This is a genomic window from Prevotella sp. SGI.167 (genome assembly GCF_050313615.1).
GTDB lineage: Bacteria > Bacteroidota > Bacteroidia > Bacteroidales > Bacteroidaceae > Prevotella.
This window is the reverse complement of sequence record NZ_JBNPLT010000022.1, coordinates 21,062-42,789: the sequence shown is the minus strand read 5'-3', so window position 1 is coordinate 42,789 and position 21,728 is coordinate 21,062. Positions and strand designations below refer to the sequence as shown.

General features: G+C 47.3%; 18 protein-coding genes and 1 pseudogene. 10 read left to right on the top strand and 9 right to left on the bottom strand.

Annotation, left to right across the window (positions count from 1 at the left end):
* Window positions 1–222: 222 nt before the first annotated feature.
* Window positions 223–1,515 (bottom strand): DUF3078 domain-containing protein, encoded by a 1,293-nt coding sequence (locus ACQRBJ_RS11415; RefSeq protein WP_264950402.1) that lies wholly within the window; start codon window positions 1,513–1,515, stop codon window positions 223–225.
* Window positions 1,516–1,655: 140 nt separating this feature from the next.
* On the opposite strand from ACQRBJ_RS11415, the gene ACQRBJ_RS11410 reads away from it, so the two are divergent.
* The 8 genes and pseudogenes from ACQRBJ_RS11410 (at window position 1,656) to ACQRBJ_RS11375 (ending at window position 8,439) form a co-directional block, all read left to right on the top strand.
* Window positions 1,656–3,260 (top strand): CTP synthase, encoded by a 1,605-nt coding sequence (locus ACQRBJ_RS11410; RefSeq protein ID WP_295347188.1) that lies wholly within the window; start codon window positions 1,656–1,658, stop codon window positions 3,258–3,260.
* Window positions 3,261–3,337: 77 nt separating this feature from the next.
* Window positions 3,338–5,275 (top strand): membrane protein insertase YidC, encoded by a 1,938-nt coding sequence (yidC, locus tag ACQRBJ_RS11405; RefSeq protein ID WP_445303672.1) that lies wholly within the window; start codon window positions 3,338–3,340, stop codon window positions 5,273–5,275.
* Between the two features lie 194 nt (window positions 5,276–5,469).
* Window positions 5,470–5,823 (top strand): type II toxin-antitoxin system HicB family antitoxin, encoded by a 354-nt coding sequence (locus ACQRBJ_RS11400; RefSeq protein WP_117661614.1) that lies wholly within the window; start codon window positions 5,470–5,472, stop codon window positions 5,821–5,823.
* A gap of 116 nt (window positions 5,824–5,939) precedes the next feature.
* Window positions 5,940–6,146, top strand: a complete 207-nt coding sequence (locus tag ACQRBJ_RS11395) for a helix-turn-helix transcriptional regulator (protein WP_153089508.1) — start codon at window positions 5,940–5,942, stop codon at window positions 6,144–6,146.
* Between the two features lie 12 nt (window positions 6,147–6,158).
* Window positions 6,159–6,473: pseudogene (locus ACQRBJ_RS11390) on the top strand (HipA N-terminal domain-containing protein); the annotation flags it as partial.
* A gap of 135 nt (window positions 6,474–6,608) precedes the next feature.
* A complete protein-coding gene (locus ACQRBJ_RS11385) occupies window positions 6,609–7,550 on the top strand; it encodes a HipA domain-containing protein (RefSeq protein ID WP_445303671.1) in 942 nt (313 codons plus the stop codon).
* 96 nt (window positions 7,551–7,646) lie between these two features.
* Complete coding sequence (locus ACQRBJ_RS11380; RefSeq protein WP_441938047.1) at window positions 7,647–8,075, top strand: rhodanese-like domain-containing protein; 429 nt, start codon at window positions 7,647–7,649, stop codon at window positions 8,073–8,075.
* Window positions 8,076–8,145: 70 nt separating this feature from the next.
* Window positions 8,146–8,439 carry a nucleotidyltransferase family protein gene (locus ACQRBJ_RS11375; RefSeq protein ID WP_218415766.1) on the top strand — a complete coding sequence of 98 codons (294 nt, stop codon included), beginning with the start codon at window positions 8,146–8,148 and terminating at the stop codon, window positions 8,437–8,439.
* A 255-nt stretch (window positions 8,440–8,694) separates the two neighbouring features.
* Here ACQRBJ_RS11375 and ACQRBJ_RS11370 read toward each other — a convergent pair whose 3' ends face one another.
* The 3 genes from ACQRBJ_RS11370 to ACQRBJ_RS11360 form a co-directional block, all read right to left on the bottom strand.
* Window positions 8,695–10,158 carry a DUF1846 domain-containing protein gene (locus ACQRBJ_RS11370; protein WP_295347181.1) on the bottom strand — a complete coding sequence of 488 codons (1,464 nt, stop codon included), beginning with the start codon at window positions 10,156–10,158 and terminating at the stop codon, window positions 8,695–8,697.
* Between the two features lie 149 nt (window positions 10,159–10,307).
* Window positions 10,308–10,550, bottom strand: a complete 243-nt coding sequence (locus ACQRBJ_RS11365) for a hypothetical protein (protein ID WP_295347179.1) — start codon at window positions 10,548–10,550, stop codon at window positions 10,308–10,310.
* Between the two features lie 95 nt (window positions 10,551–10,645).
* Window positions 10,646–11,827, bottom strand: coding sequence for a helix-turn-helix domain-containing protein (locus tag ACQRBJ_RS11360; RefSeq protein WP_445303670.1), 1,182 nt, complete (start codon window positions 11,825–11,827; stop codon window positions 10,646–10,648).
* A gap of 224 nt (window positions 11,828–12,051) precedes the next feature.
* Between ACQRBJ_RS11360 and ACQRBJ_RS11355 the strand changes: the two genes are divergently transcribed.
* Window positions 12,052–14,217 carry an alpha/beta fold hydrolase gene (locus ACQRBJ_RS11355; RefSeq protein ID WP_445303669.1) on the top strand — a complete coding sequence of 722 codons (2,166 nt, stop codon included), beginning with the start codon at window positions 12,052–12,054 and terminating at the stop codon, window positions 14,215–14,217.
* 162 nt (window positions 14,218–14,379) lie between these two features.
* Here the strand turns inward: ACQRBJ_RS11355 and ACQRBJ_RS11350 are convergent, their stop codons facing one another.
* A complete protein-coding gene (locus tag ACQRBJ_RS11350) occupies window positions 14,380–15,894 on the bottom strand; it encodes a peptide MFS transporter (protein ID WP_218415748.1) in 1,515 nt (504 codons plus the stop codon).
* Window positions 15,895–16,192: 298 nt separating this feature from the next.
* On the opposite strand from ACQRBJ_RS11350, the gene ACQRBJ_RS11345 reads away from it, so the two are divergent.
* Window positions 16,193–17,068, top strand: a complete 876-nt coding sequence (locus ACQRBJ_RS11345) for a sigma-70 family RNA polymerase sigma factor (protein WP_294968408.1) — start codon at window positions 16,193–16,195, stop codon at window positions 17,066–17,068.
* 194 nt (window positions 17,069–17,262) lie between these two features.
* Here ACQRBJ_RS11345 and ACQRBJ_RS11340 read toward each other — a convergent pair whose 3' ends face one another.
* From ACQRBJ_RS11340 to ACQRBJ_RS11325, 4 genes are all read right to left on the bottom strand, one after another.
* Window positions 17,263–17,937: a hypothetical protein gene (locus tag ACQRBJ_RS11340; RefSeq protein ID WP_294714903.1), complete on the bottom strand. Its 675-nt coding sequence runs from the start codon at window positions 17,935–17,937 to the stop codon at window positions 17,263–17,265.
* Window positions 17,938–18,030: 93 nt separating this feature from the next.
* Window positions 18,031–19,407, bottom strand: a complete 1,377-nt coding sequence (locus ACQRBJ_RS11335; RefSeq protein ID WP_295347170.1) for an MFS transporter — start codon at window positions 19,405–19,407, stop codon at window positions 18,031–18,033.
* A 63-nt stretch (window positions 19,408–19,470) separates the two neighbouring features.
* Entirely contained in the window at window positions 19,471–20,238 is a 768-nt protein-coding gene (locus tag ACQRBJ_RS11330; protein ID WP_218415746.1) for a porin family protein, read from the bottom strand.
* A gap of 96 nt (window positions 20,239–20,334) precedes the next feature.
* A complete protein-coding gene (locus tag ACQRBJ_RS11325) occupies window positions 20,335–21,726 on the bottom strand; it encodes a LysM peptidoglycan-binding domain-containing protein (protein WP_445303668.1) in 1,392 nt (463 codons plus the stop codon).
* Window positions 21,727–21,728: the final 2 nt, after the last annotated feature.

Genomic DNA, 21,728 nt, shown 5'->3' with positions numbered 1-21,728 from the left:
GTATTAAGGATATATATACAAAAGACGCCCTGCAAGGGCAAAAGCTTTCTGATATCTTTAAAGCTTTTGCCCTTTCAGGGCGGTATTGTTGATTGCGGTTTTTAACCCAGGGCGTTGCCCCGGGCTAGGAGCTTCTGCCCTTTACCTTTCCCTTCGGCCGGTGACCGTTGGTTCAGGGCGTGTGAGGATAAACCCTTTCAGGGCGTGTGGGAGCAAACTTTTCTAGAAAGAATAAGAGAAGCCGATAGACATGAATTCCTTGAACTGCCAGTAGCTCTGATCGTCCTTGCGCTTGGCACCATCATCAAATCTCGGATAGAGGAAGATGTTGGTGGAGATGTAACGGTTGAACTGGAAGGTAATCGTATTCTCCCACTCTATTTCCGCACGCTTGTAGGTGGTATAACCCCACAATCGGGTCTTCCATTTGATGTTCTGCGCTATCTGCCAGGACAGGTCAAACGTGCATTCCGAACCGTAATCCACCAAGCTGTGCTTACCCTCGTCCAAACCATATCTTGTAGCCAACGCCTCACGGCCCACATACTTCCAGTTGACCGCCAGAGGAGCCAGATGGGCACTACCCTTCAGCCTGTGCTTGAACCAATCAACCGAATAATCCATACCGACAGAGAGGTTCAGATTGAATGGAGAGAAGAAATCGGAATAAACCATCTTGTCATTACTCTTCAATCCATGGGCAAACTGCGTCTGAGCCACCATCTGCAAGGTATAATACCATCGCTTGGTAGCCTGAAGACCCAACTTGCTGGTATATCGTATCAAGTCGTCGGAAGTCTTGAGAGAACGCAGGGAGTCGCCCTTGGAAGTCTGATAACCCAGTCGCAGCTCCAGCTTGTTGTCCCACTTCACTTTCTGCTTGTTGTTGTAATTTGCCTGCATGGTGATGCGTCCCAGCATCGAATAGTTGCTCTCACCACCCTTGTACCAGTTGCTCGAAACATAATTCTGCAGGAACTGAAGGTAATAATCACCGTTGATAGTCCAGAAGTTAGGACGGGTGATGACCAGATCCATCGGAGCCGACTCTATCTCTATCGCCTTCGGAGCCACCTGCTCAACGAGGTCAGGATGGTTTTTCTTCGGCTTGGAAGGCGCATCGAGCGGTGCCCCCACCTTTCTGAGTCGGGATTCCGTAGCCCTTACCAGGTCGGGACGTCTGAGATAGATATCCATCAGGGCAGCATCCAGCTCCGTCTCGAGCGAATCCCCCACTTCACCCTTTGGCGAGATGCGCAGCAGATGATTGGCAGGAGAATGATAGAAAGTGAGCGGAGTAAAGAGCAGGCCGAAACGGCTGTCATCGGCTTTCAACCTGACTGAATCCAGCCGACTGCCATATACTGAGAGAGAATCAGCATAGTCTTTCAACAGCCGATTATCCTTAGCTTCAAGAGTCTCCTTAGGTGCATTTTTCCTGTGCGAACGCTGCGCATCGGCAGGCGCCAGACAAGCCACCCAAGCTAAAACGAGTAATCCAAATTTTATTTTCATACCTTGATATAACATAATTTGGCCACAAAGGTAACAAAATAATTCTAAATTCAGAGCCATTCTTTACAAATATTTTGGCTAATTCATAATTTTATAGTAACTTTGCACCCAAAATTATTCTAATTTAAATTATAAATATCGTGGCTGAAACAAAGTACATCTTCGTTACTGGTGGTGTGGTTTCTTCTTTGGGTAAAGGAATCATATCTTCATCCATCGGTAAACTTCTTCAAGCAAGAGGTTACAACATTACTATCCAAAAGTTTGACCCATACATCAACATCGACCCGGGTACACTGAACCCGTACGAGCATGGTGAGTGCTACGTAACGGTAGATGGTATGGAGACCGACCTGGACCTCGGACACTACGAGCGATTCACCGGCATTCAGACTACAAAAGCGAATTCTCTCACCACAGGTCGTATCTACAAGGCAGTCATTGACAAGGAACGTCGTGGCGACTATCTCGGCAAGACCATCCAGGTGGTGCCTCACATCACCGACGAGATCAAGCGCAACGTGAAGCTGCTCGGCAAGAAGTATCACTATGACTTCGTGATTACCGAGATTGGCGGAACCATCGGCGACATCGAGAGTGCCCCATACATGGAAGCTATCCGACAGCTGAAATGGGAACTGGGCAAGAACGCCGTCAATGTTCACCTCACCTATGTGCCTTATCTGAAGGCAGCAGGCGAGTTGAAGACAAAGCCTACCCAGCACTCCGTGAAGGAACTGCAGAGTGTAGGTATTCAGCCAGATGTTCTGATTCTCCGCACCGAGAAGCATCTCGAAGAGGGAATCCTGAAGAAGGTGGCAAGCTTCTGTAACGTAGACATCGACTGCGTGATCCAGAGCGAAGACCTTCCTAGCATCTACGAGGTACCTGTCAACATGCAGAACCAGGGCCTCGACACCGCCATCCTCCGCAAGATGGGAGAGCCTATCGGCGAGAAGCCTGCACTGGGTCCTTGGAAAACATTCCTCGACCGCAGGAACAAGGCTACTGAGGTGGTGAACATCGGTCTCGTTGGAAAGTACGACCTGCAGGATGCCTACAAGAGCATCCGCGAGAGCCTCTCGCATGCCGGCACCTACAACGACCACAAGGTGAAGATTACATTCATCAACTCAGAACATCTCACGGAAGAGAATGTGGCTGAGCAGCTGAAAGGTCAGGACGGCATCGTCATCTGTCCAGGATTCGGCCAGCGCGGCATCGAGGGCAAGATCATCGCTGCCCACTACACCCGCACCCACGACATCCCTACCTTCGGCATCTGCCTGGGTATGCAGATGATCGTCATCGAATTCGCCCGCAACGTATTGGGCTACAAGGATGCCAACTCCCGCGAGATGGATGAGAAGACTCCACATAATGTCATCGACATCATGGAGGAGCAAAAGAACATATCAAACATGGGTGGAACCATGCGACTCGGCGCCTACGAGTGCGTACTGAGACAAGGCAGTCGCGTGTTCAACATCTATAAGAAGGAGCATATCCAGGAGCGCCATCGCCACCGCTATGAGTTCAACAACAATTTCCTGAAGGAATACGAGAAGCATGGCATGAAGTGCGTGGGCCGCAATCCGGAGAGCGACCTGGTAGAAGTAGTGGAAATCCCAGGCTTGAAATGGTACATCGGAACACAGTATCATCCAGAGTACCAGAGCACGGTATTGAAGCCGCACCCATTGTTTGTTGACTTTGTAAAGACAGCCATCGCTAACAAGAAATAGCGGCAGGCTGGCTTCAGGCAGCAGAATGGCACAGCATTTGCTGTCTTCTCAGAGAAAATAAAACAATAAAAATAATAATGAATAAGAACAACATTATCGGTTTCCTCCTGATTGCCGTAGTGCTGATTGGCTTTAGCTGGTACAACCAGCCTTCAGCCGAAGAACAGAGAGCGGCATTCGTTCAGGACTCCATCGCCAAGGCTAAACATGCCGAGATGGAAAAGGCCAGCAAGGCTGCCGCTGTTAAGCGCCAGGCTGATGCGAAGGCTCAGATTGAGGCAGACTCTACCGCCCTATTCTATTCGGCTTTGAAGGGTCAGGCTCAGAAAGTAGTTTTGAAGAATGAGAAGGTTGAGTTGACGCTCAATACCAAGGGTGGTACTGTCGAGAAGGCAGTCATCAAGGGATACGTGGGTCACAACCTCAAGGTGAAAGACGGTTCTGCCGACCAGAAGGACGTTACCCTCTTCGACGGCAACGACCAGAGCCTCAAGTTCATGCTCGAGGCGAAGGAGGCCAACATCATCACCAGCGATCTCTACTTCACTCCATCCAACGTGACTGACAAGTCTGTCACCATGACTGCAGAGGCTGCCCCAGGCAAGACCCTCAGCATGACCTATACCCTCGGCGATGACTACATGCTCCACATGAGTCTGCAGACAGAAGGTATGGCAGGACTGTTCTCACCTAACTGCAACAAGATGAGCATCGACTGGAGCGACAAGGCACGCCAGCAGGAGCGTGGCTTCATGTTCGAGAACCGCTACACTACCCTCACCTATCATGAGGTAGAGGGCGGCACCGACCACCTGAACGAGGGCAGCGAGAAAATCGACGAGAAAATTGAAGAGACTATCGACTGGGTATCTTTCAAGAACCAGTTCTTCTCAGCTATTATGGTAGCTAAGGACAACTTCGACAAGGATGCCTTCATGACCTCTATCCCTCAGGAAAAGGGTTCGGGCTACCTGAAGCAGTTCCAGGCTAAGATGAAGACTGCCTTCGACCCAACCGGCAAGAAGGCATCTGAGTTTGAGTTCTACTTCGGTCCTAACGACTTCCAGATTCTGAAGAATACAGAGAAGGAGAGCACCTTCGGCAAGGACCTGGAGTTCCAGAAGCTCGTTTATCTGGGATGGCCTATCATCCGCTGGATCAACCGTTTCTTCACACTCTACGTGTTCGACTGGTTGAGCAATGTATTCCCAATGGGTATCGTATTGATTCTCATCACATTGCTCCTCAAGCTCATCACCTACCCTATGGTGAAGAAGAGCTATATGAGTTCTGCCAAGATGCGTGTGCTGAAGCCAAAGCTCGAGGCAGCTACCGCTCAGTACAACAAGCCTGAGGACCAGATGCAGAAGCAGCAGGCGATGATGGCAGAATATGCCAAGTATGGTGTTAGTCCACTGTCTGGTTGCTTGCCAATGCTGATTCAGATGCCGGTTTGGGTTGCGATGTTCAACTTCGTGCCTAATGCCATCCAGCTTCGTGGTGAGAAGTTCTTGTGGATGAGCGACTTGAGCACCTTCGACCCAATCATCGAGTGGAACACCAACATCTGGTTGATTGGCGACCACTTGAGTTTGACCTGTATTCTCTTCTGCGTAGCCAACCTGTTGTACTCATGGATGACGATGCGCCAGCAGCGTGACCAGATGGTAGGTCAGCAGGCAGAGCAGATGAAGATGATGCAGTGGATGATGTATCTCATGCCATTGATGTTCTTCTTCATGTTCAATGACTACTCAGCAGGTTTGAACTTCTACTACTTCATCTCATTGTTCTTCAGTGCCGCAATCATGTGGACCTTGCGCAAGACCACCAACGACGAGAAGCTCCTCGCCATCCTGGAGAAGCGCTATCAGGAGAACAAGAACAACCCTAAGAAGGCAAGCGGCCTTATGGCAAGAATGCAGGCCCTCCAGGAATTGCAGCGCCAGCAGCAGGAAGAGATGATGCGTAAGCAGGCAGAACTGAACGAGAAAAAGAATAATCTCGGAAAATAATAATCTCGGGAAATAATGGTTTCCAGATAAATGAAAGCGTAATGAATTACCCCAAAAGGTATTCGTTACGCTTTTTTAATAGCTACATCATGCATAAGCCTCATCCTTCAAATATAATCAAAGGATATGTTATGAGACAAGTATTCACATTTCTAAAAGCTAATGGATATATTAATAAATAGGAGGAACATAATATGGGATTATTAAAATATAAAGGTTATACGGGTAGCGTAGATTATAGTGAGGAGGACAATTGCTTATATGGCAAAGTTCTCGGAATGAGCAAGGATATGATTACCTACGAAGGTCAAGATGTCAATGAACTACGAAGGGATTTTGAAGGCGCAATAGATGACTATCTGGCTTTATGTAAAGCCAATGGCAAGGCACCTCGTGCACCTTATAGTGGCAACTTGAATATCCGCATTACTCCTGAAATTCATAGCCGTATTGCAATGATGGCGATGCAAGCAGGAACAACAATCAATGGTTTTATTCGTGACACACTAGCTAATGTTACAGGAGTTACTCCAGTCACAAACGCATAACATTACCCCCGAAAAGGTATAATTTGTTAAATGATATTATAAATTATACCTTTTCGGGGGTATTTTCATATTTTATTCGTATATTTGTCCCCGAAAGGGTATAAAACAAATAAAATATGAGCAATACATTATCATCATACGTCAAGGAAATGCGCAAGCAATTCGGATTGACCCAAATAGATTTGGCTGCGAAATCAGGCGTAGGCCTCCGATTCGTAAGAGAACTGGAACAGGGAAAGGAAACATTGCGACTGGACAAAGTTAACCAGGTTCTCCTCCTCTTCGGCCAGGAAATCGGCCCCGTTCCTATCAGAAAAGAATAAAAACTGAACTTTATGAAACAAGGAAAGATTTATCTCTACAACCAATACGTAGGCCTGCTGACGGAAGACGAAACGGGTTTCACCTTTGCCTACGATGCTGATTATCTGGCATCGGATGGTGCAGAAGCCGTGAGCCTCACACTCCCGTTATCAAACGAGCCCTACCACGATACCGTACTGTTTCCCTTCTTCGATGGGTTAATCCCCGAAGGATGGCTCCTGAATATCGCAGAAAGCAGTTGGAAAATCAACCAGCGGGATAGAATGTCGCTCCTCCTTGCCTGCTGCAAGGATTGCATCGGAGCCGTCAGCGTCATCCCGGTTGAAGAATCTCATGCAGAAAGAACCAACAATTCACCTGCAGAAGGAACTTCACTTACAGAAGGAACTTCACTTGCAGAAGAAACTTCACCTGCAGAAGGAACAAATACTTCCCCCAAAAACTAGAAAGGAGAAAGAAATATGGAAAAATGTCTATATTGCTATAAACCGCTCAAGCCAGGTCAAATAGATTACCACCCTGCTTGCGCCAAGAAACTCTTCGGTACCAAGGAAGCCCCTGTCCTACCCTATATAAGAAAGGAAATCGGCGACCTGGCAAGGCAGGTAGTGCGTGCCCAGACCACCCTCACCGGTGTGCAGGCGAAACTCTCGCTCGATGTGAACCCAGGCGGAAAGAACGAACCATCCCGATTTACCATCGTAGGCCTCTGGGGAAAATACATCCTCAAGCCCCAGACCGACCGCTATCGCTGTCTTCCGGAAATAGAAGATCTCACAATGCACCTCGCCGAAGCCGCCAAAATCGCCGTGGTTCCCCATGGTCTGATTCGCTTTGCCGATGGCGAACTCTGTTATATCACCCGGAGAATAGACCGACTGGATGATGGCACCAAAGTAGCCATGGAAGATATGTGCCAGCTATCCGAGCGCCTTACCGAATACAAATACAAAGGATCCTACGAGCAGGTAGCCAAACTCATCAAAAAGTATTCCTCCTTCTCGCAGCTCGACCTCGTGAACTATTGGGAGGTAGTCATCTTCTCGTGGATTACCGGCAACGCCGACATGCATCTCAAGAACTTCTCGCTCTACAACAACAGGAAACTGGGCTATGGATTAACCCCTGCCTACGACCTCCTTTGCACCCAGCTCGTGATGCCGGAGGATCCCGAAGAACTCGCACTGACGCTCAATGGCAGAAAGCGAAAGATTCAGAAAGCTGATTTCATCAAGGTAATGACGGCATCAGGACTCAGCGAAAAGGTAATCAGCAACATCGCCAAGAAATTCCGTCGCTCTATCGTGAAATGGCTCGACCTGATAGACGCCTCCTTCCTGCCAGACGGCATGAAGAAGCAATACAAGAAACTGATTCTCAGCCGAGTCATGGCATTAAGATAATTTCTTTCAGCAATTATTTCTGCAATTCTTTCCGCCAAGCAGAACAAACATGAATAAAAAAAGCAAAAAACAAGAACAATATAAACAAAACAGAAAATGAAGAAAATACTCTTATCTCTTTTAGCAGCCATCGGCTTATCAACCACGGGCTGCTCAGCACAGGCTGGCAAATCGGCCTCATCCGCAAAATCAGCCCCATCGGATGGTATCATCGTATTGGCTCCACAGGCCTTTATCGACCAGGCAAAGGCAGATACAACCAGCATCCTTCTAGATGTCCGCACCCAAAAGGAATACGCAGAAGGTCATCTGGCAGGTGCCCAACAACTGGATTACCTCAATCCCGAGGCATTCGATGCCGGCATCAGTAAGCTTGATAAATCCCGCACCTTCTACATCTATTGCAGAAGCGGAAAGCGAAGCCATGGTGCCTGCCTGAAAATGCAGAAGCAAGGCTTCAAGGTATATGATATGGAAGGCGGATTTCTAAACTGGACTAAGCTCGGAATGCCTGTGGAAAGATAAAAAAAATAGCTAATAGTTTTGGTTATTTTAGAATTATTCCGTATTTTTGCAGCAACTAAAGATACAAGTTATGGTTAGATTACAAGAAAGCTTAGAAAAGTTAGCCAACTTCAAACAACAGTTTGGAGATAGCTTTGGTATCACTAAACTCGGTATTTTCGGCTCGGTTGCACGAGGCGAAAATACAGAAGACAGTGATATAGATATTGTTGTGGAAGTAGAAAAGCCAACTCTCTCGCTCATGCATAACTTACATGAGGCTTTAAGTAAATTATTCAATACCAAAGTTGATTTAGTTCGCTTCCGCAAATCGCTCCGCCCTTTATTGCAGTCAAATATCAATCAGGAGGCCGTGTATGTATAATCGCAGTACCATCCACGACAAGCTCGAAGAAATCAAAGAATCAATCGAGTTAATACAACGATCGTATATGATACTATCAAAAACGGATTACCAGAATTGAAAATAATCATCGAAGATTTACTTCATCAGTATTAATTGGCACTCAATAATTACCCCCGAAAAGGTATAATTAATCAAACTTCACGATTAACTATACCCTTTCGGGGGTATTTTATATAATCCGAATCTACTTCTTCTATAGAATTTAATTCGAAATTACTTCTTCAGCACAGGCTCGCAGGTGATATTCACTCCGAGCTTCTTGAAGATCTTCTGGTCTACATCACTCAGCATTACGGTGCAATGTGCCTGACAGCCACGAAGCTTAGGCAACTGCTCCAATGCCTTTCTGCAGTTCTCGTCATTCTCCGAGAGAACAGAGAGGGCTACGAGAACCTCATCCGTATGAAGACGAGGATTGTGACCACCCAGATAATTCACCTTGGTATGCTGGATTGGCTCAATCATCGACTGAGGAATCAACTTCAACTCATGGTCGATTCCCGCCAAGTGCTTGGTAACATTCAATATCAATGCCGCACTGCAACCCAACAACTCACTGCTGTGACCGCAGATAATCGTGCCATCCTCCAACTCTATCGCAGCAGAAGTATGACCCGTCTCCTTCTTGTGATTCTTAGCAGCCACTGTCACCTTGCGGTAATCCGTAGTAATCTTAGCCTGATTGAAGAGCATCTGGATCTTGTTGATTTCCGCATCATTGCAAGCGCCAGCCGCCATCTTGTTGGTTGCAGCATAGTAACGACGGATAATCTCATTCTTGGATGCCTCGCAGCAAACCTCATCATCAGAGATGCAGAAGCCCACCATGTTGACACCCATATCCGTTGGCGACTTGTAAGGATTGCTGCCATAGATGCCCTCGAACAAAGCATTGAGCACAGGATAGATCTCCACGTCACGGTTGTAGTTGATGGCAATCTTGTTGTATGCCTCCAGATGGAAAGGGTCGATCATGTTCACATCGTTGAGGTCGGCAGTAGCAGCCTCGTATGCGATGTTCACAGGATGCTTCAATGGGAGATTCCATACAGGGAAGGTCTCAAACTTGGCATAGCCTGCACGCACCCCACGCTTGTTCTCATTATAAAGCTGGCTCAGACAGACAGCCATCTTGCCGCTACCAGGACCAGGAGCAGTAACGATGACGAGCGGACGCTCAGTCTCCACATAGTCATTCTGACCGAATCCCTCGTCAGAAGCGATGAGATTCACGTTGTGAGGATAGCCCTCGATGAGATAATGGCAGTAAGCCTTGATGCCCTCACGCTCCAGACGCTGCTTGAAAGCGATGGCAGCAGGCTGACCGTTATAATGGGTAATGACAACAGACCCCACCATGAAACCACGGTTCTGGAACTCGCCACGAAGACGCAGCACGTCCTCATCGTAAGTAATACCCAGGTCGGCACGCTTCTTGTTCTTCTCGATGTCGGCGGCACTGATTACGATAACAATCTCAATGCTATCGCTGATTTTCTGAAACATGCGCAGTTTGCTATCAGGCTGGAAACCCGGCAAAACACGACTGGCGTGGTGGTCATCGAAAAGCTTACCTCCCAATTCCAGGTAGAGCTTTCCGTTAAACTTAGAGATTCTCTCCTTGATATGCTCGGATTGAATCTTCAGATACTTCTCGTTGTCAAATCCTATCTTCATAATTGTTATTATATCTTGCAATTTGAAATCAAAAATCTCCTGCAAAATTACAAAAAAACTATTGAATAATCAAATAAAGGACGCAAAAGTTGTCATTATCATGCCATAAAAACAGCAATCCCCTTATTTCTGGCAACTCATCAGTACCTTTATAAATAGGAATAGAGCAATATCTCCCCACCAATCAGAAAGATGAACATCAGGAAAAGGAAAAGATACAACTGTTCCTTCCTGATGAAATCGAACAGGCGGAGCTTCTTGTTATGATTTTCCAGGTATACACGATAATCTATCCACATCAGAGAGAATGAGCCAAGGGCTATCACCAGGATGAGAAATACACCCACGATATCAGCGAGCGTCATGGTCTGTAAAACTGAGTAATTCTCCATATAAATTCATTTTTAATTATCACTTACGGTTGCAAATATAATAATTAAAAACCAAAAAAGGAGTTTCACTCCTCAAGGAAATAGTTTCATTCCTATCAAATAGGTGTTTCATTCGTAGGAATGAAACTATTTTCACTAGCTTTGTTTGCCATAAAACGGCGCCATTGTATCGGAGTCATACCTGTCTTAGCCTTGAAGACTTTATAGAGATGGGCATGGGATGAGAAGCCGCATTCTATGGAAACCGTTTCGTTGGAGTATCTGGTTTCTTCCCTCAACATGCTCTGGGCTTTCTGGAATCGGATATCGCTCAGCCATACTCGGAAACTGCTCTGGAGATAATCTTCAAAATAAGCAGACAGGTCTTTACGGTTGACGCAAATCATGGATGCCAGCATCGGCATGTTCATAGCGCTGTCACGGAAACCTCCATTCTTGCACCATTCTGCCAGCAATTTCTCAATCTTGGCGATACTCTCCGGCGTCAGACATTCGTCAACTTCCTCTTCGTCCTCAGCAGGTTTCTCCTCTTCTGTCTCCTCTTCTGTCTCCTCCTCTATCTGCCGTTCAAGCATGTTGTCCAGCGGCATGATATTGAAACCATAACCCACGAAATTGACGATGAAGACAACCACCGAAAGCAGTACCAGCGGGGCAATGACCAGCAGGATGGGGCGGGAGATGATGCCCGCCATCAAACCCAGACAGCAGATACCCATGGAGACATAACTCATGCTGGCAAAGCTGTCAAACGGCAAAAGGTCTTCCGCAGTATTGTCCAGGAGAATCTTACGATGGTGCTGCATCTCACGAAAGGTAACGATGATGCAGTAAATGATAGTGAGGGTAAAGATAGCCAGCATCAGATACAGCCAGAAACCGATATGCGTGCTGCCCTTGGGTACAACCCCAATGAATCCCATCAGGAAGCAGATAATGATAAGCGCATAGCTGAGCAAACAGAACAGTCCTACCCGCTTGCGCCCACTGCGATAGCAGATGAGATTGAAAGTGGCATAGGTCACGAGATATTCGATAGGTGCATAGAAGAGAATGTTCACCACGGCACCGACTGCATCGCTCTTGGCACGGATATCAAATGCCATCTGCAAGACGAAATGGAAAGTCAGAGCAAGCATAGCTCCACACATCAGCCATCGCGATACCTCATAGCGATGGTTGGGCCAGCGTATCTGAAAGCGGGTCAATATCAGAAATAATGCCAGCATACCAGAAACGACAAAGCTGGCAAACTGCGTAAGAAATAAAATATTCATATTAAGTTTAATGTCTTGATTACACACTGCAAAATTACAAAAAAAATGGGATACGAGAAAGAATCCATAAGTTTTTTTTATGATTTATTTTGTATTGTCCTCACTTTGCAGTAACTTTGAATAAGTTACGCTGCACTCGACTATAAAAATAAATCACGATTTATTTTGTATTGTCCTCGATTTGCAGTAACTTTGCACCGAATATTCAATAAAATCACAAAAATATGATTAAAGCAATGATTTTGGCTGCTGCAGCCCTCACCATGGGTGCGACAACAGTCGATGCACAGACTATGATTGAGAAAAACAACATCAAGGTGGAGAACCACCTGATGACACCAGAGGCTCTTTGGGCTATGGGACGTATTGGGGCCGCAGAAGCTTCGCCTAATGGCAAGCAGGTGGTTTACCAGGTGGGTTACTACAGTGTTAAGGAAAACAAGAGCCATCAGATGCTCTTCATCATGGATGCCAATGGCAAGAACCAGAAGGCTTTGACCACTGATGCCAAGAGCGAAAGCGATGCTGCATGGATTCAGGGCGGTCAGAAGATTGCCTTCATCCGTGACGGTCAGCTCTGGAGCATGAACCCAGACGGAACAGGCCGCAAGCAGCTCACCAACGACAAGTTGGGCATCCAGGGCTTCCGCTTCTCTCCTGACGGCAAGAAGGTAATCCTCATCAAGGAACTCCCTTATCACGGAACCATCAAGGAGAATCCTTCTGACCTTCCATTGGCTACCGGCCGTCTCGTTACCGACATGAACTATCGCCACTGGGACCACTACGTAGAGAGCCTTCTCCATCCTTTCGTGGCTGATGTGGCTGAGGACGGTACCGTCAACGCTGGCGAAGACATCCTGAAGGATGAACCATTCGAGTGCCCTATGGCTCCATTCGGAGGCATCGAGCAGTTGGCATGGAGTCCTGATTCCAAGACCATCGCCTATACCTGCCGCAAGAAAGAGGGCGTTCAGTATGCCATCTCTACCGATTCTGATATTTACCTATATAATATAGGTACGCGCGAGACCAAGAACCTCTGCAAGGAGGCGGGTTATGTAGAGCCTAAGATTGATGCTACCAAGAGCATGAAGAACCAGGCTGTCAACGCTCCTGAGAATCTGAAGAACAACCCTGGTTACGACGTGAACCCTCAGTTCTCTGCTGACGGCAAGTACATCGCTTGGCAGAGCATGGCTCGCGATGGATACGAGAGCGACCGCAACCGCCTCTGCGTATACGAACTCGCTACCGGCAAGAAGAACTATGTATCAGACATGTTCGACTCTAACGTAGAGGGCTTCGTATGGAACAAGGACAGCAAGAGCCTCAGCTTCATCGGCGTATGGCACGGAACCCTGAACCTCTATCAGGCTAACTTCAAGGGCGAAGTGAAGCAGATCACCAACGAGTGGGCTGACTACGGAAGCATCTCGCTCGCCAACAACGGCAACAAGCTTCTCGCTACCAAGGCTAGCATGAGCCACCCTACTGATCTCTACATCGTAACTCCAGGCAAGAATGCTCAAAGCACCAAGGTAGAGCAGATTACCCGTGAGAACGACCACATCCTCAGCCAGTTGAATATGGGCAAGTGTGAGCAGCGCTGGGTGAAGACTACCGACGGCAAGCAGATGCTGGTATGGATCATGTTGCCAGCCAACTTCGATGCCAACAAGAAGTACCCTACCCTTCTCTTCTGCGAGGGCGGTCCTCAGAGTCCTGTCAGCCAGTTCTGGAGCTACCGCTGGAACATCCAGATCATGGCAGCCAACGGATATGTTGTCGTATTGCCTAACCGCCGTGGTCTTCCTGGTTTCGGAAGCGCATGGAACGAGGAGATTTCTGGCGACTGGACCGGTCAGTGCATGAACGACTATCTTTCTGCCATCGACGATGCTACCAAGAATCTGCCTTACGTAGACAAGGATCGTCTGGGCTGTGTAGGTGCCAGCTTCGGTGGTTTCTCAGTATACTATCTCGCCGGTCATCACGACAAGCGTTTCAAGGCGTTCCTCGCCCACGATGGTGCTTTCAACCTGGAGAGCATGTATACCGATACCGAGGAAGCTTGGTTCTCTAACTGGGAGTATGACGATGCTTACTGGAACAAGGACCAGAGTGCCAACGCCAAGAAGACTTACGAGAACAGTCCTCACAAGTTCGTTGACAAGTGGGATACTCCAATCCTCTGCATCCACGGCGAAAAGGATTACCGCATCAATGCCAACCAGGGCATGGGCGCCTTCAATGCAGCCCGCATGCGTGGCATCCCAGCCGAGCTCCTCATCTATCCTGATGAGAACCACTGGGTATTGAAGCCACAGAACGGCGTGCTCTGGCAGCGCACCTTCTTCGGATGGTTGGACAAGTGGTTGAAGAAATAATATATTAAAAACGAAAAAAAACGAGGTGTCAGGCATAACCTGTTACCTCGTTTTTTCCTTAAAGACTTTTAAGCCATTTTTTACCAGATTTGGTACTTAACCAAATATTTAATAGCAAAGCTACTACTCCAGTACCAGCCAATGTTATAATTAATGCTTCCATTAGCTTACGCGATTCAACTTCTTGATGATAGAGAAGATGAAGAGAGCAGCGAGCAGACAGATAACCATCAAGGTTCCCCATACTACTGGCAATGGCATATCCCACATGTGACCTGGAATAGAAACCAACTTGTTACCGAGGGCTGTTGCAACGAACCAGCCACCCATGATCATACCCTTGTACTTTGGAGGCGCTACCTTAGATACGAATGAAATACCGATAGGTGAAAGCAACAACTCTGCGAAAGTCAGGATCAAATAGGTACCGACGAGCAGGTTTGGAGTAACATCTGCTACGTGGTTAGGGTGATCAGTTGCAGGCAAACCAAGACTTGATACAGTCATCAGGAGATAAGCACCGGCAGCAACGAGCATACCCAGACCAATCTTCACTGGTGCCTTAGGCTCCTTGCCGATGCGACCCAACCAGCCGAAGAGAGCGATGCTCACTGGAGTCAGAGCTACTACGAAGCAAGGGTTGAACTGCTGGAAGATAGGAGCATCGATAGCTACGGTAGAATCACCGGAATTCATGTAAGTATAACCCAGGATGGCAGCAGGAATCACGATGAGAGCGAGATTGATCAACTTGCTCTTGCCAGAAGTACCCTTAGGAGCAGTCAACAGACCGCAGATACCGAATACCATGAAGATGCACCAAACGAGGTTGATTACATTGAACATCATACCGGTAGCACCTGTAGCCTCACGAGCAGTAAACTCATCAGCAAACCAAGTCAAGGTCAAACCGTTCTGATGGAAAGCCATCCAGAAGAAGATAACCACAGCGAAAACCAAACCGAGGCAAACGATGCGCTCCTTGGTCTCAGCAGGACTCATCTCCTCTACCTCCTCTGTCTTGCCGTCTTCCTTCTTCTTGTCAGCTACCAATACCTGCTGGTAGGTCTTCTTACCCAAGAAATAGATGAGGATAGAAACAATCACAGAAACACAAGCTACTGCGAAAGCGAAGTGATAAGAATCAGCCTTTGAATAGCCCAGGTCGTTCTGTGCCCATGCCATGATTGTGGTGGCAGCAGTAGGAGCAAACAAGGCGCCGATGTTAATCGCCATATAGAAAAGCGAGAAACCAGAGTCGCGATGCTGCGCATACTTAGGATCGTTGTAAAGGTCGCCTACCATCACCTGGAGGTTACCCTTGAAGAAACCCGTACCCAAGCTCACGAGCAGCAGGGCAGCACCCATGGCAGCAATAGCTACAGAACCTCCACCCAATGGGATAGCCAGGAACAGATAGCCCAGGAACATGATGAGGATACCGATGATTACCATCTTGTTGTAACCCCACTTGTCGGCAGCCATACCACCAAACAGAGGCAAGAAATACACTGCAGTGAGGAACCAGGTATAAATCTCTGATGCCGTACCGGCATCAAAACCGAAATTCTCACCCAAGAACAGAGCGAATACTGCGAGCATGGTGTAGTAACCGAAACGCTCACCCGTATTTGCCAAAGCTAAGGTCCACAGACCTTTTGGTTGATTCTCAAACATAATTTTTGTTTTATTGTTATTTTATTATTTAGTTATTCTTTTCTCGCAAATTCTGTGCAAAGATACATAATTTATTCCATATTTCAAACTTATTGCAGGAAAAACCGTTCAGCAAATTGCATTTTCATACTGATTATCATCTAAATTTCTAAAAAACAGACAAATCGGAGAAAAATTTTCCAATAATATTACAGTGTAATTGCGTTTTTTTTTGTACCTTTGCACCCCGAAACCGCAAAGGTGGATTCCGACATTATTAATAATGAGTTAAAATAAATAGAAAGGTAAAAGGATTTATATGAGACAACTTAAGATTAGCAAGAGTATAACCAACCGTTCCAGTGAAGCACTTGATAAGTACTTGGTGGAGATTGGTCGTGAACCTATGGTCTCTATCGATGAGGAGATCGAACTCGCACAGAAGATTCGCAAAGGCGGTCGTGAAGGTGAACGTGCCAAGGAAAAACTGGTTAAGGCAAACCTTCGATTCGTTGTTTCTGTTGCTAAACAATACCAGCACCAGGGTCTGGGTCTTACCGACTTGATCGATGAGGGAAACATCGGTTTGGTGAAGGCGGCAGAGAAGTTTGATGAGACTCGTGGTTTTAAGTTCATCTCATACGCAGTATGGTGGATTCGCCAGAGCATTCTCCAGGCTATCGCTGAGCAGAGCCGTATCGTTCGCTTGCCTTTGAACCAGGTGGGTGCATTGAGCAAGATCAGCGCTGAAATCAGCAAGTTCGAGCAGGAGAACCAGCGCAAGCCTTCTGTTGCTGAGTTGGCACAGATTACCCAAATGGAGGAAAGCAAGATTGACCAGACCATCAAGGCTGACAACCACCACATGAGTATTGATGCTCCATTCGGTAGCGATGATGATGACAATGCAATGGTAGACGTGATGGCATCTGGCGATGATAGCCGTACCGACAAGGGTGTAGACTTCGAGTCAATGGCTAGCGAGCTGCAGCGTGTTCTCAAGACCGTATTGAAGGAGCGTGAGCGCAAGATTCTCTGCTACTGCTATGGCATCGGTTGCCACGAGAAGGGCTTGGAGGAAATCGGCAGCGAGTTCAACCTCACCCGTGAGCGTGTTCGCCAGATTCGAGAAAAGAGCATCATCAAGCTCCGTGACAGCGGAAAGATCAAGATCCTGATGAAATACCTGGGATAATTGATAATGAATAATTAATAATTTACAATTAATAATTCATTCGGATAGAAGACGAGAGAGAAAATTAGATAAAACTAAGTTGCTCACAGCAACGAAAGTAAAAAAGGGCAATCAGTTGGTTCATCCCAATCTGATTGCCCTTTCTCTTTCAAGCCTTACGCCTCAATTAATTGTACATTATTAATTCTACATTATTAATTATTCACGAAGTTTCCATCCTTATCAATCAATCCGCTGATTCCGTCTCTTACCGCCTCAAAATAAGGATATTCATCTCTGAGACAGATTTCGTCATAGAGGAAGTCGGCAACGATGGTATCATTGCCGTCCGGCATCACCAGTCCCATCTTGCCGTTTTTCTCTGCAATCACCGGCATGATGCTCAAGTCATCATTATAGATGTAACAGGTTCGGAGGAAATCATACACCGGCTGAAGCATCACGTTGCCCTGATGGTCCTTCATGCCAAACTTGCCGTTCTCCTCGAACACCTCATGATAACGGATGTACTTCTCCTTCAGGCGATGGTAATAGAACACCATCTTGCGCTTGTCGTTCACGAAATCCAGCATATACTGGAAAGTATCGCAATAGTTAGCCACCGAACGAACCAGAATCATCTTCAAGTCGAGACCGTCCAATGCCTTTCGGTTCAGATCAATATACTTGGCAATCGCCTTCTCCTTCTCAGGGACAGAGAGGCTCGCCAGTTTTTCCTCAAACTTGAGCATAGCTTGTTTGGTTCCCGACATACCCTTGATATATCGGTGAATCTGTCTGCTCATTTCCGAACAGATAAACTTGTCTATCTCCTGCTGCTCTATCGGGTCAGCATATTCTTTAATCAATGATTCAGGTGTAGCATTCATGGCTGTTTCCTTTCTTTTATAGAATTATACTTTCAAAGAGTTCGAAGAACAAAGAGCAAACGAATTCTTCACTCTTCGTTCTTCACTCTTCACTTATTTCACGTTAGGCTTCTGCAAACCGTATCCCTTTCTCTTATCTTCAAAAAGAAGGAGGAAGGCGATGAGGATGGCTATCACGCCGAAGCAGGCAAAGATGGTCATCGTCTGGGTATAGTCGATGGTGCCGTCGGCTGCGGTATTTGCCTGGTTTACCTTACCAATCCATACTGGAATGAGAGCCAGTCCAATATTCTGGATATAGAAAATGAGGGCGTATGCAGTTCCCAAGAGTTTCATAGGGATAATCTTTGGCACGGATGGCCACATGGCTGATGGTACCAGTCCGAAGGCGATGCCAAGGATGAGCATCAGTACGATGGCAAGCACCCATGAGTTGATTGGCAGAGCAAACATGACGTGTACAAAGGTCAGGAGGCAACTGCCGATAATCATCAGCGTGGCACCCTTGCCATACTTGTCGTATATACCACCAAAAAGCGGGGTGAGGAAGATGGTACCGAATGGCAACATCGCAGGAATCAGACCTGCCATATTTGCTTCAACACCATACTTGAAAATCATCAGTTTGGTGGCAAACTTCAGGAATGGGAATACGCCTGCATAGAACATCAGGCAGAGTACAGCCACATACCAGAAACCGGTTGTCTTGAAAAGACCACCCAGGTCTGAAAACTTGAAACCTTCCTCCGGCTCTGTAGCCGCTGCAGCTGCTGAAGCATCCTCCTTCTTGTCCATCACGCAATAAACCAGATAAACCAGTACACCAGCGCAAAGCAAAGCTGCACCCAGACCAATAGAAGCAGACACTCCGCCCATCGACTTGGCAAAAGGAAGAGAAGCACTCAGGGCAGCAGCAGTTCCCAAACGTGCCGTAGCCACCTGCACACCCATTGCCAGAGCCAACTCATGACCCGTAAACCACTTCACGATAACCTTGCTCACCGTGATACCGCATATCTCGCAGCCCACACCATAGATGGCAAAACCAAGAGCGGCTATCACTACCTGTGTACTATAAGTACCGAAGAATGGTACTGCTACCGTTCCGGCAAACTCATGCCCTACGGCATACCACTTGATCAAGGCTCCACCAAACATCAGGAAGGTGGAGAGGATACCTGTGAAACGGATGCCAAACTTATCGAGGATAAGACCACCGAAGAAGAGAAGCAGGAGGAACACATTGAAGTATCCATAGGCACCGGAGAAGAAGCCATACTCATCCGAACTCCATCCGAGCCCGAGACCATTCTCTGCCCCCTTGGCTGCTGTCAAGAGTGGCTCCAGTGGAGACATCACGTCTGTAAAAAAGTAGCCGAACATCATCGTGACACTCACGATGAGGAGGGCGATCCAGCGAGCTGACGTTGAGTCGCTCAATTTCATCTGCATTTTTTCTGTTGTACTCATTTTTTTCAAAACATCAATGATAAACCCGTTATCATTGATTTATTATTAATTATTAATTATCATCTATTTCCTCTTCACGTTCTTCGTTCTTGTGATATCAAAGAGATAAGAGAGCTTCAGGACTATCTGTCCGAAGTTGCTCTTTCCGAAGTAATCTCGCTTCGACGAACCGTAGATATTTCCCAATCCGTAGTAGTAGCGGGCTTCGGCAAGGAAGTGCCCCACTCTCGGAATGCTGTATTCTGCACCCAGACCCACGGCGATACCGTAATCCAGCTTGTTCTCTACTGCCATCGTATCCTGTGCCATCACCGGGCTCACTCGGTTGTTGTCCGTCTGAGGCAACTTCTTCACATCAAAATTGGTCTTGGTCGATTCACTGAGATAATAACCGAACTGTGGACCGGCATTCACGAAGATGTTCAGTCCTCTCGTCTCCCTACCCCATGCCAGATGAGCGAACACCGGCACCTGGATATAGTTGATGGTACGGCTATACGCCATCGGCTCCTGGGTCTCCGTGATAATCACCGGATTGTTTTCCTTATCAAGGATATCCTCTTTCCATCCCACCTTGGCATAGTTTACCTCGGCATAGATGGAGCAGATAGTGTTGAAATATTTCTCGCAGGTATACTTCATCGAGAAACCCGCCGTCATTCCGCCGTGCTGCGTCTGCTGTACGTCTGGCGTAAAACCTACTGAGCTCATAATGAAGCCCCCATTCAATCCGACTGCAAAGTCATTGCGATGCTCTCCAATCTGTGCCGAAGCAGTCAGTCCGCCCCCCAAGACCAGAGAAAGCAGTATATATCTTCTTATCAAATACATATCATAAAGTTCATTTTTCAATATTCAAAGATCAAACTTTCAGAGCTCAAAGTTCAAAGCTCAAAGTTCAATGCTCAAAGTCCAAAGTTCAAAGTCCTAATACTTCACCGCCTCAATCTGATGATTGAAGGTATAGTGGATCAGCATGAAACTCTTGTTCTTATAACCTCCCTTAAGTCCCGACTTCTCGAAATCCAGCGGTGTCTGTACAGGCTGGTAAGTAGAATGCTTGCTGTCGCCCGTAAAGTTGCGCCCCTCCTTCTTCACGCCCTGGATAAAGAACATGGCATGGTCATAACCCGTAATGGCGAAACGTGGCAGGGCTACCTGCATCGGCTGATGGAACCAACGCTGATAACTCGTCTCCAACGACTGGGTACGCACATTGCTGGCATTATAATAAAAGGTGGAAGGGATATAGGTGTCATACTTGTAGAACCTTTCCAGATTGTACTTGGCATACATCAGCCATTCCGTATAACCGAAGAGCGAGATGGATGCACCCGGATACTTGGCATCAAACTCATCCAACTTGTTGAGCACGGCGGTCAACTGAGGTGAACGGCCTGTATTGAGAATCACCACGTTCTGCTTGCTAGGCACGAAAGCCTTGGCAAACTGCTCGATGCTCGAATTCACGTTGGTGATACTGAAGTTGATATTGCGCTTTTCCAGTTCCTTGCGGAGTCCGAAGGTAAAGGCACCCTTGCGGGAAGTGGAATCATTGCAGTCGATAAAGATAGGATGCACATTGGTGAACCGCTTCAGGAATGCCTTCACGGTAGCATTATTCAGGCTCTCCTGACTCTGATAAACCTGGAAAATCTCCTTGCTGCGCTCCACGTCATCCCCACTGATGGAGAAAGGAATGACGAGCTTGATGCCGTTGTTCTTGCAGAACTCGGAAAGTGGAGCCACCTGCTTGGTATAAAGCGGACCGAAGATAAGGTCGCACTGGCTGGCACCCTCCTGCAGCAGGGTGGTACGGATATCCGCATCGATAGGCACATTCCAGGCATGAACATCGGTAGAAACACCGTGCTTCTTCAGATAGTCACATGCCATCAGGATGCCACGGTAATACTCCACCATGCGCTTGCCGTCGCCATCCACATCATGCAGCGGCAGCATCACGCCAATCTTCACAGCGTTGCTGACGGTAGCTGCAGGCTTGGCAGCAGCAGGAGCAACCGTTTTCTGGCTGGCAGCAAGAGTAGCGGTAGTTGTCTTCTGGTTTGGATTCTTCTGTCCCTTGGCATAAGGGATAAACAGGGTGGCTCCTTTCTGGAGCATGTATCCCTCCTGCTTCATCTCCGGATTGGCATCCATGAGTTCCGGAAGCGACAATCCATAGCTGTTGGCGATACCGAAGATGGTATCTTTCTTCTTCACCGTATAGATGTCACGCCACTTGGTGGTCTGAGCGAAAATACTTACGCTGAGCATCAGCCCAACGACAACAAGGAAATATCTCTTGATTCTTCTCATAA

What these genes read in the sequence shown, in the direction of transcription:
- ACQRBJ_RS11415 (WP_264950402.1), bottom strand. Translation starts at nt 1,515, where the DNA reads ATGAAAATAAAATTTGGATTACTCGTTTTAGCTTGGGTGGCTTGTCTG.
- yidC (WP_445303672.1), top strand. Translation starts at nt 3,338, where the DNA reads ATGAATAAGAACAACATTATCGGTTTCCTCCTGATTGCCGTAGTGCTG.
- ACQRBJ_RS11400 (WP_117661614.1), top strand. Translation starts at nt 5,470, where the DNA reads ATGGGATTATTAAAATATAAAGGTTATACGGGTAGCGTAGATTATAGT.
- ACQRBJ_RS11395 (WP_153089508.1), top strand. Translation starts at nt 5,940, where the DNA reads ATGAGCAATACATTATCATCATACGTCAAGGAAATGCGCAAGCAATTC.
- ACQRBJ_RS11385 (WP_445303671.1), top strand. Translation starts at nt 6,609, where the DNA reads ATGGAAAAATGTCTATATTGCTATAAACCGCTCAAGCCAGGTCAAATA.
- ACQRBJ_RS11380 (WP_441938047.1), top strand. Translation starts at nt 7,647, where the DNA reads ATGAAGAAAATACTCTTATCTCTTTTAGCAGCCATCGGCTTATCAACC.
- ACQRBJ_RS11375 (WP_218415766.1), top strand. Translation starts at nt 8,146, where the DNA reads ATGGTTAGATTACAAGAAAGCTTAGAAAAGTTAGCCAACTTCAAACAA.
- ACQRBJ_RS11370 (WP_295347181.1), bottom strand. Translation starts at nt 10,158, where the DNA reads ATGAAGATAGGATTTGACAACGAGAAGTATCTGAAGATTCAATCCGAG.
- ACQRBJ_RS11365 (WP_295347179.1), bottom strand. Translation starts at nt 10,550, where the DNA reads ATGGAGAATTACTCAGTTTTACAGACCATGACGCTCGCTGATATCGTG.
- ACQRBJ_RS11360 (WP_445303670.1), bottom strand. Translation starts at nt 11,827, where the DNA reads ATGAATATTTTATTTCTTACGCAGTTTGCCAGCTTTGTCGTTTCTGGT.
- ACQRBJ_RS11355 (WP_445303669.1), top strand. Translation starts at nt 12,052, where the DNA reads ATGATTAAAGCAATGATTTTGGCTGCTGCAGCCCTCACCATGGGTGCG.
- ACQRBJ_RS11350 (WP_218415748.1), bottom strand. Translation starts at nt 15,894, where the DNA reads ATGTTTGAGAATCAACCAAAAGGTCTGTGGACCTTAGCTTTGGCAAAT.
- ACQRBJ_RS11345 (WP_294968408.1), top strand. Translation starts at nt 16,193, where the DNA reads ATGAGACAACTTAAGATTAGCAAGAGTATAACCAACCGTTCCAGTGAA.
- ACQRBJ_RS11340 (WP_294714903.1), bottom strand. Translation starts at nt 17,937, where the DNA reads ATGAATGCTACACCTGAATCATTGATTAAAGAATATGCTGACCCGATA.
- ACQRBJ_RS11335 (WP_295347170.1), bottom strand. Translation starts at nt 19,407, where the DNA reads ATGAGTACAACAGAAAAAATGCAGATGAAATTGAGCGACTCAACGTCA.
- ACQRBJ_RS11330 (WP_218415746.1), bottom strand. Translation starts at nt 20,238, where the DNA reads ATGTATTTGATAAGAAGATATATACTGCTTTCTCTGGTCTTGGGGGGC.
- ACQRBJ_RS11325 (WP_445303668.1), bottom strand. Translation starts at nt 21,726, where the DNA reads ATGAGAAGAATCAAGAGATATTTCCTTGTTGTCGTTGGGCTGATGCTC.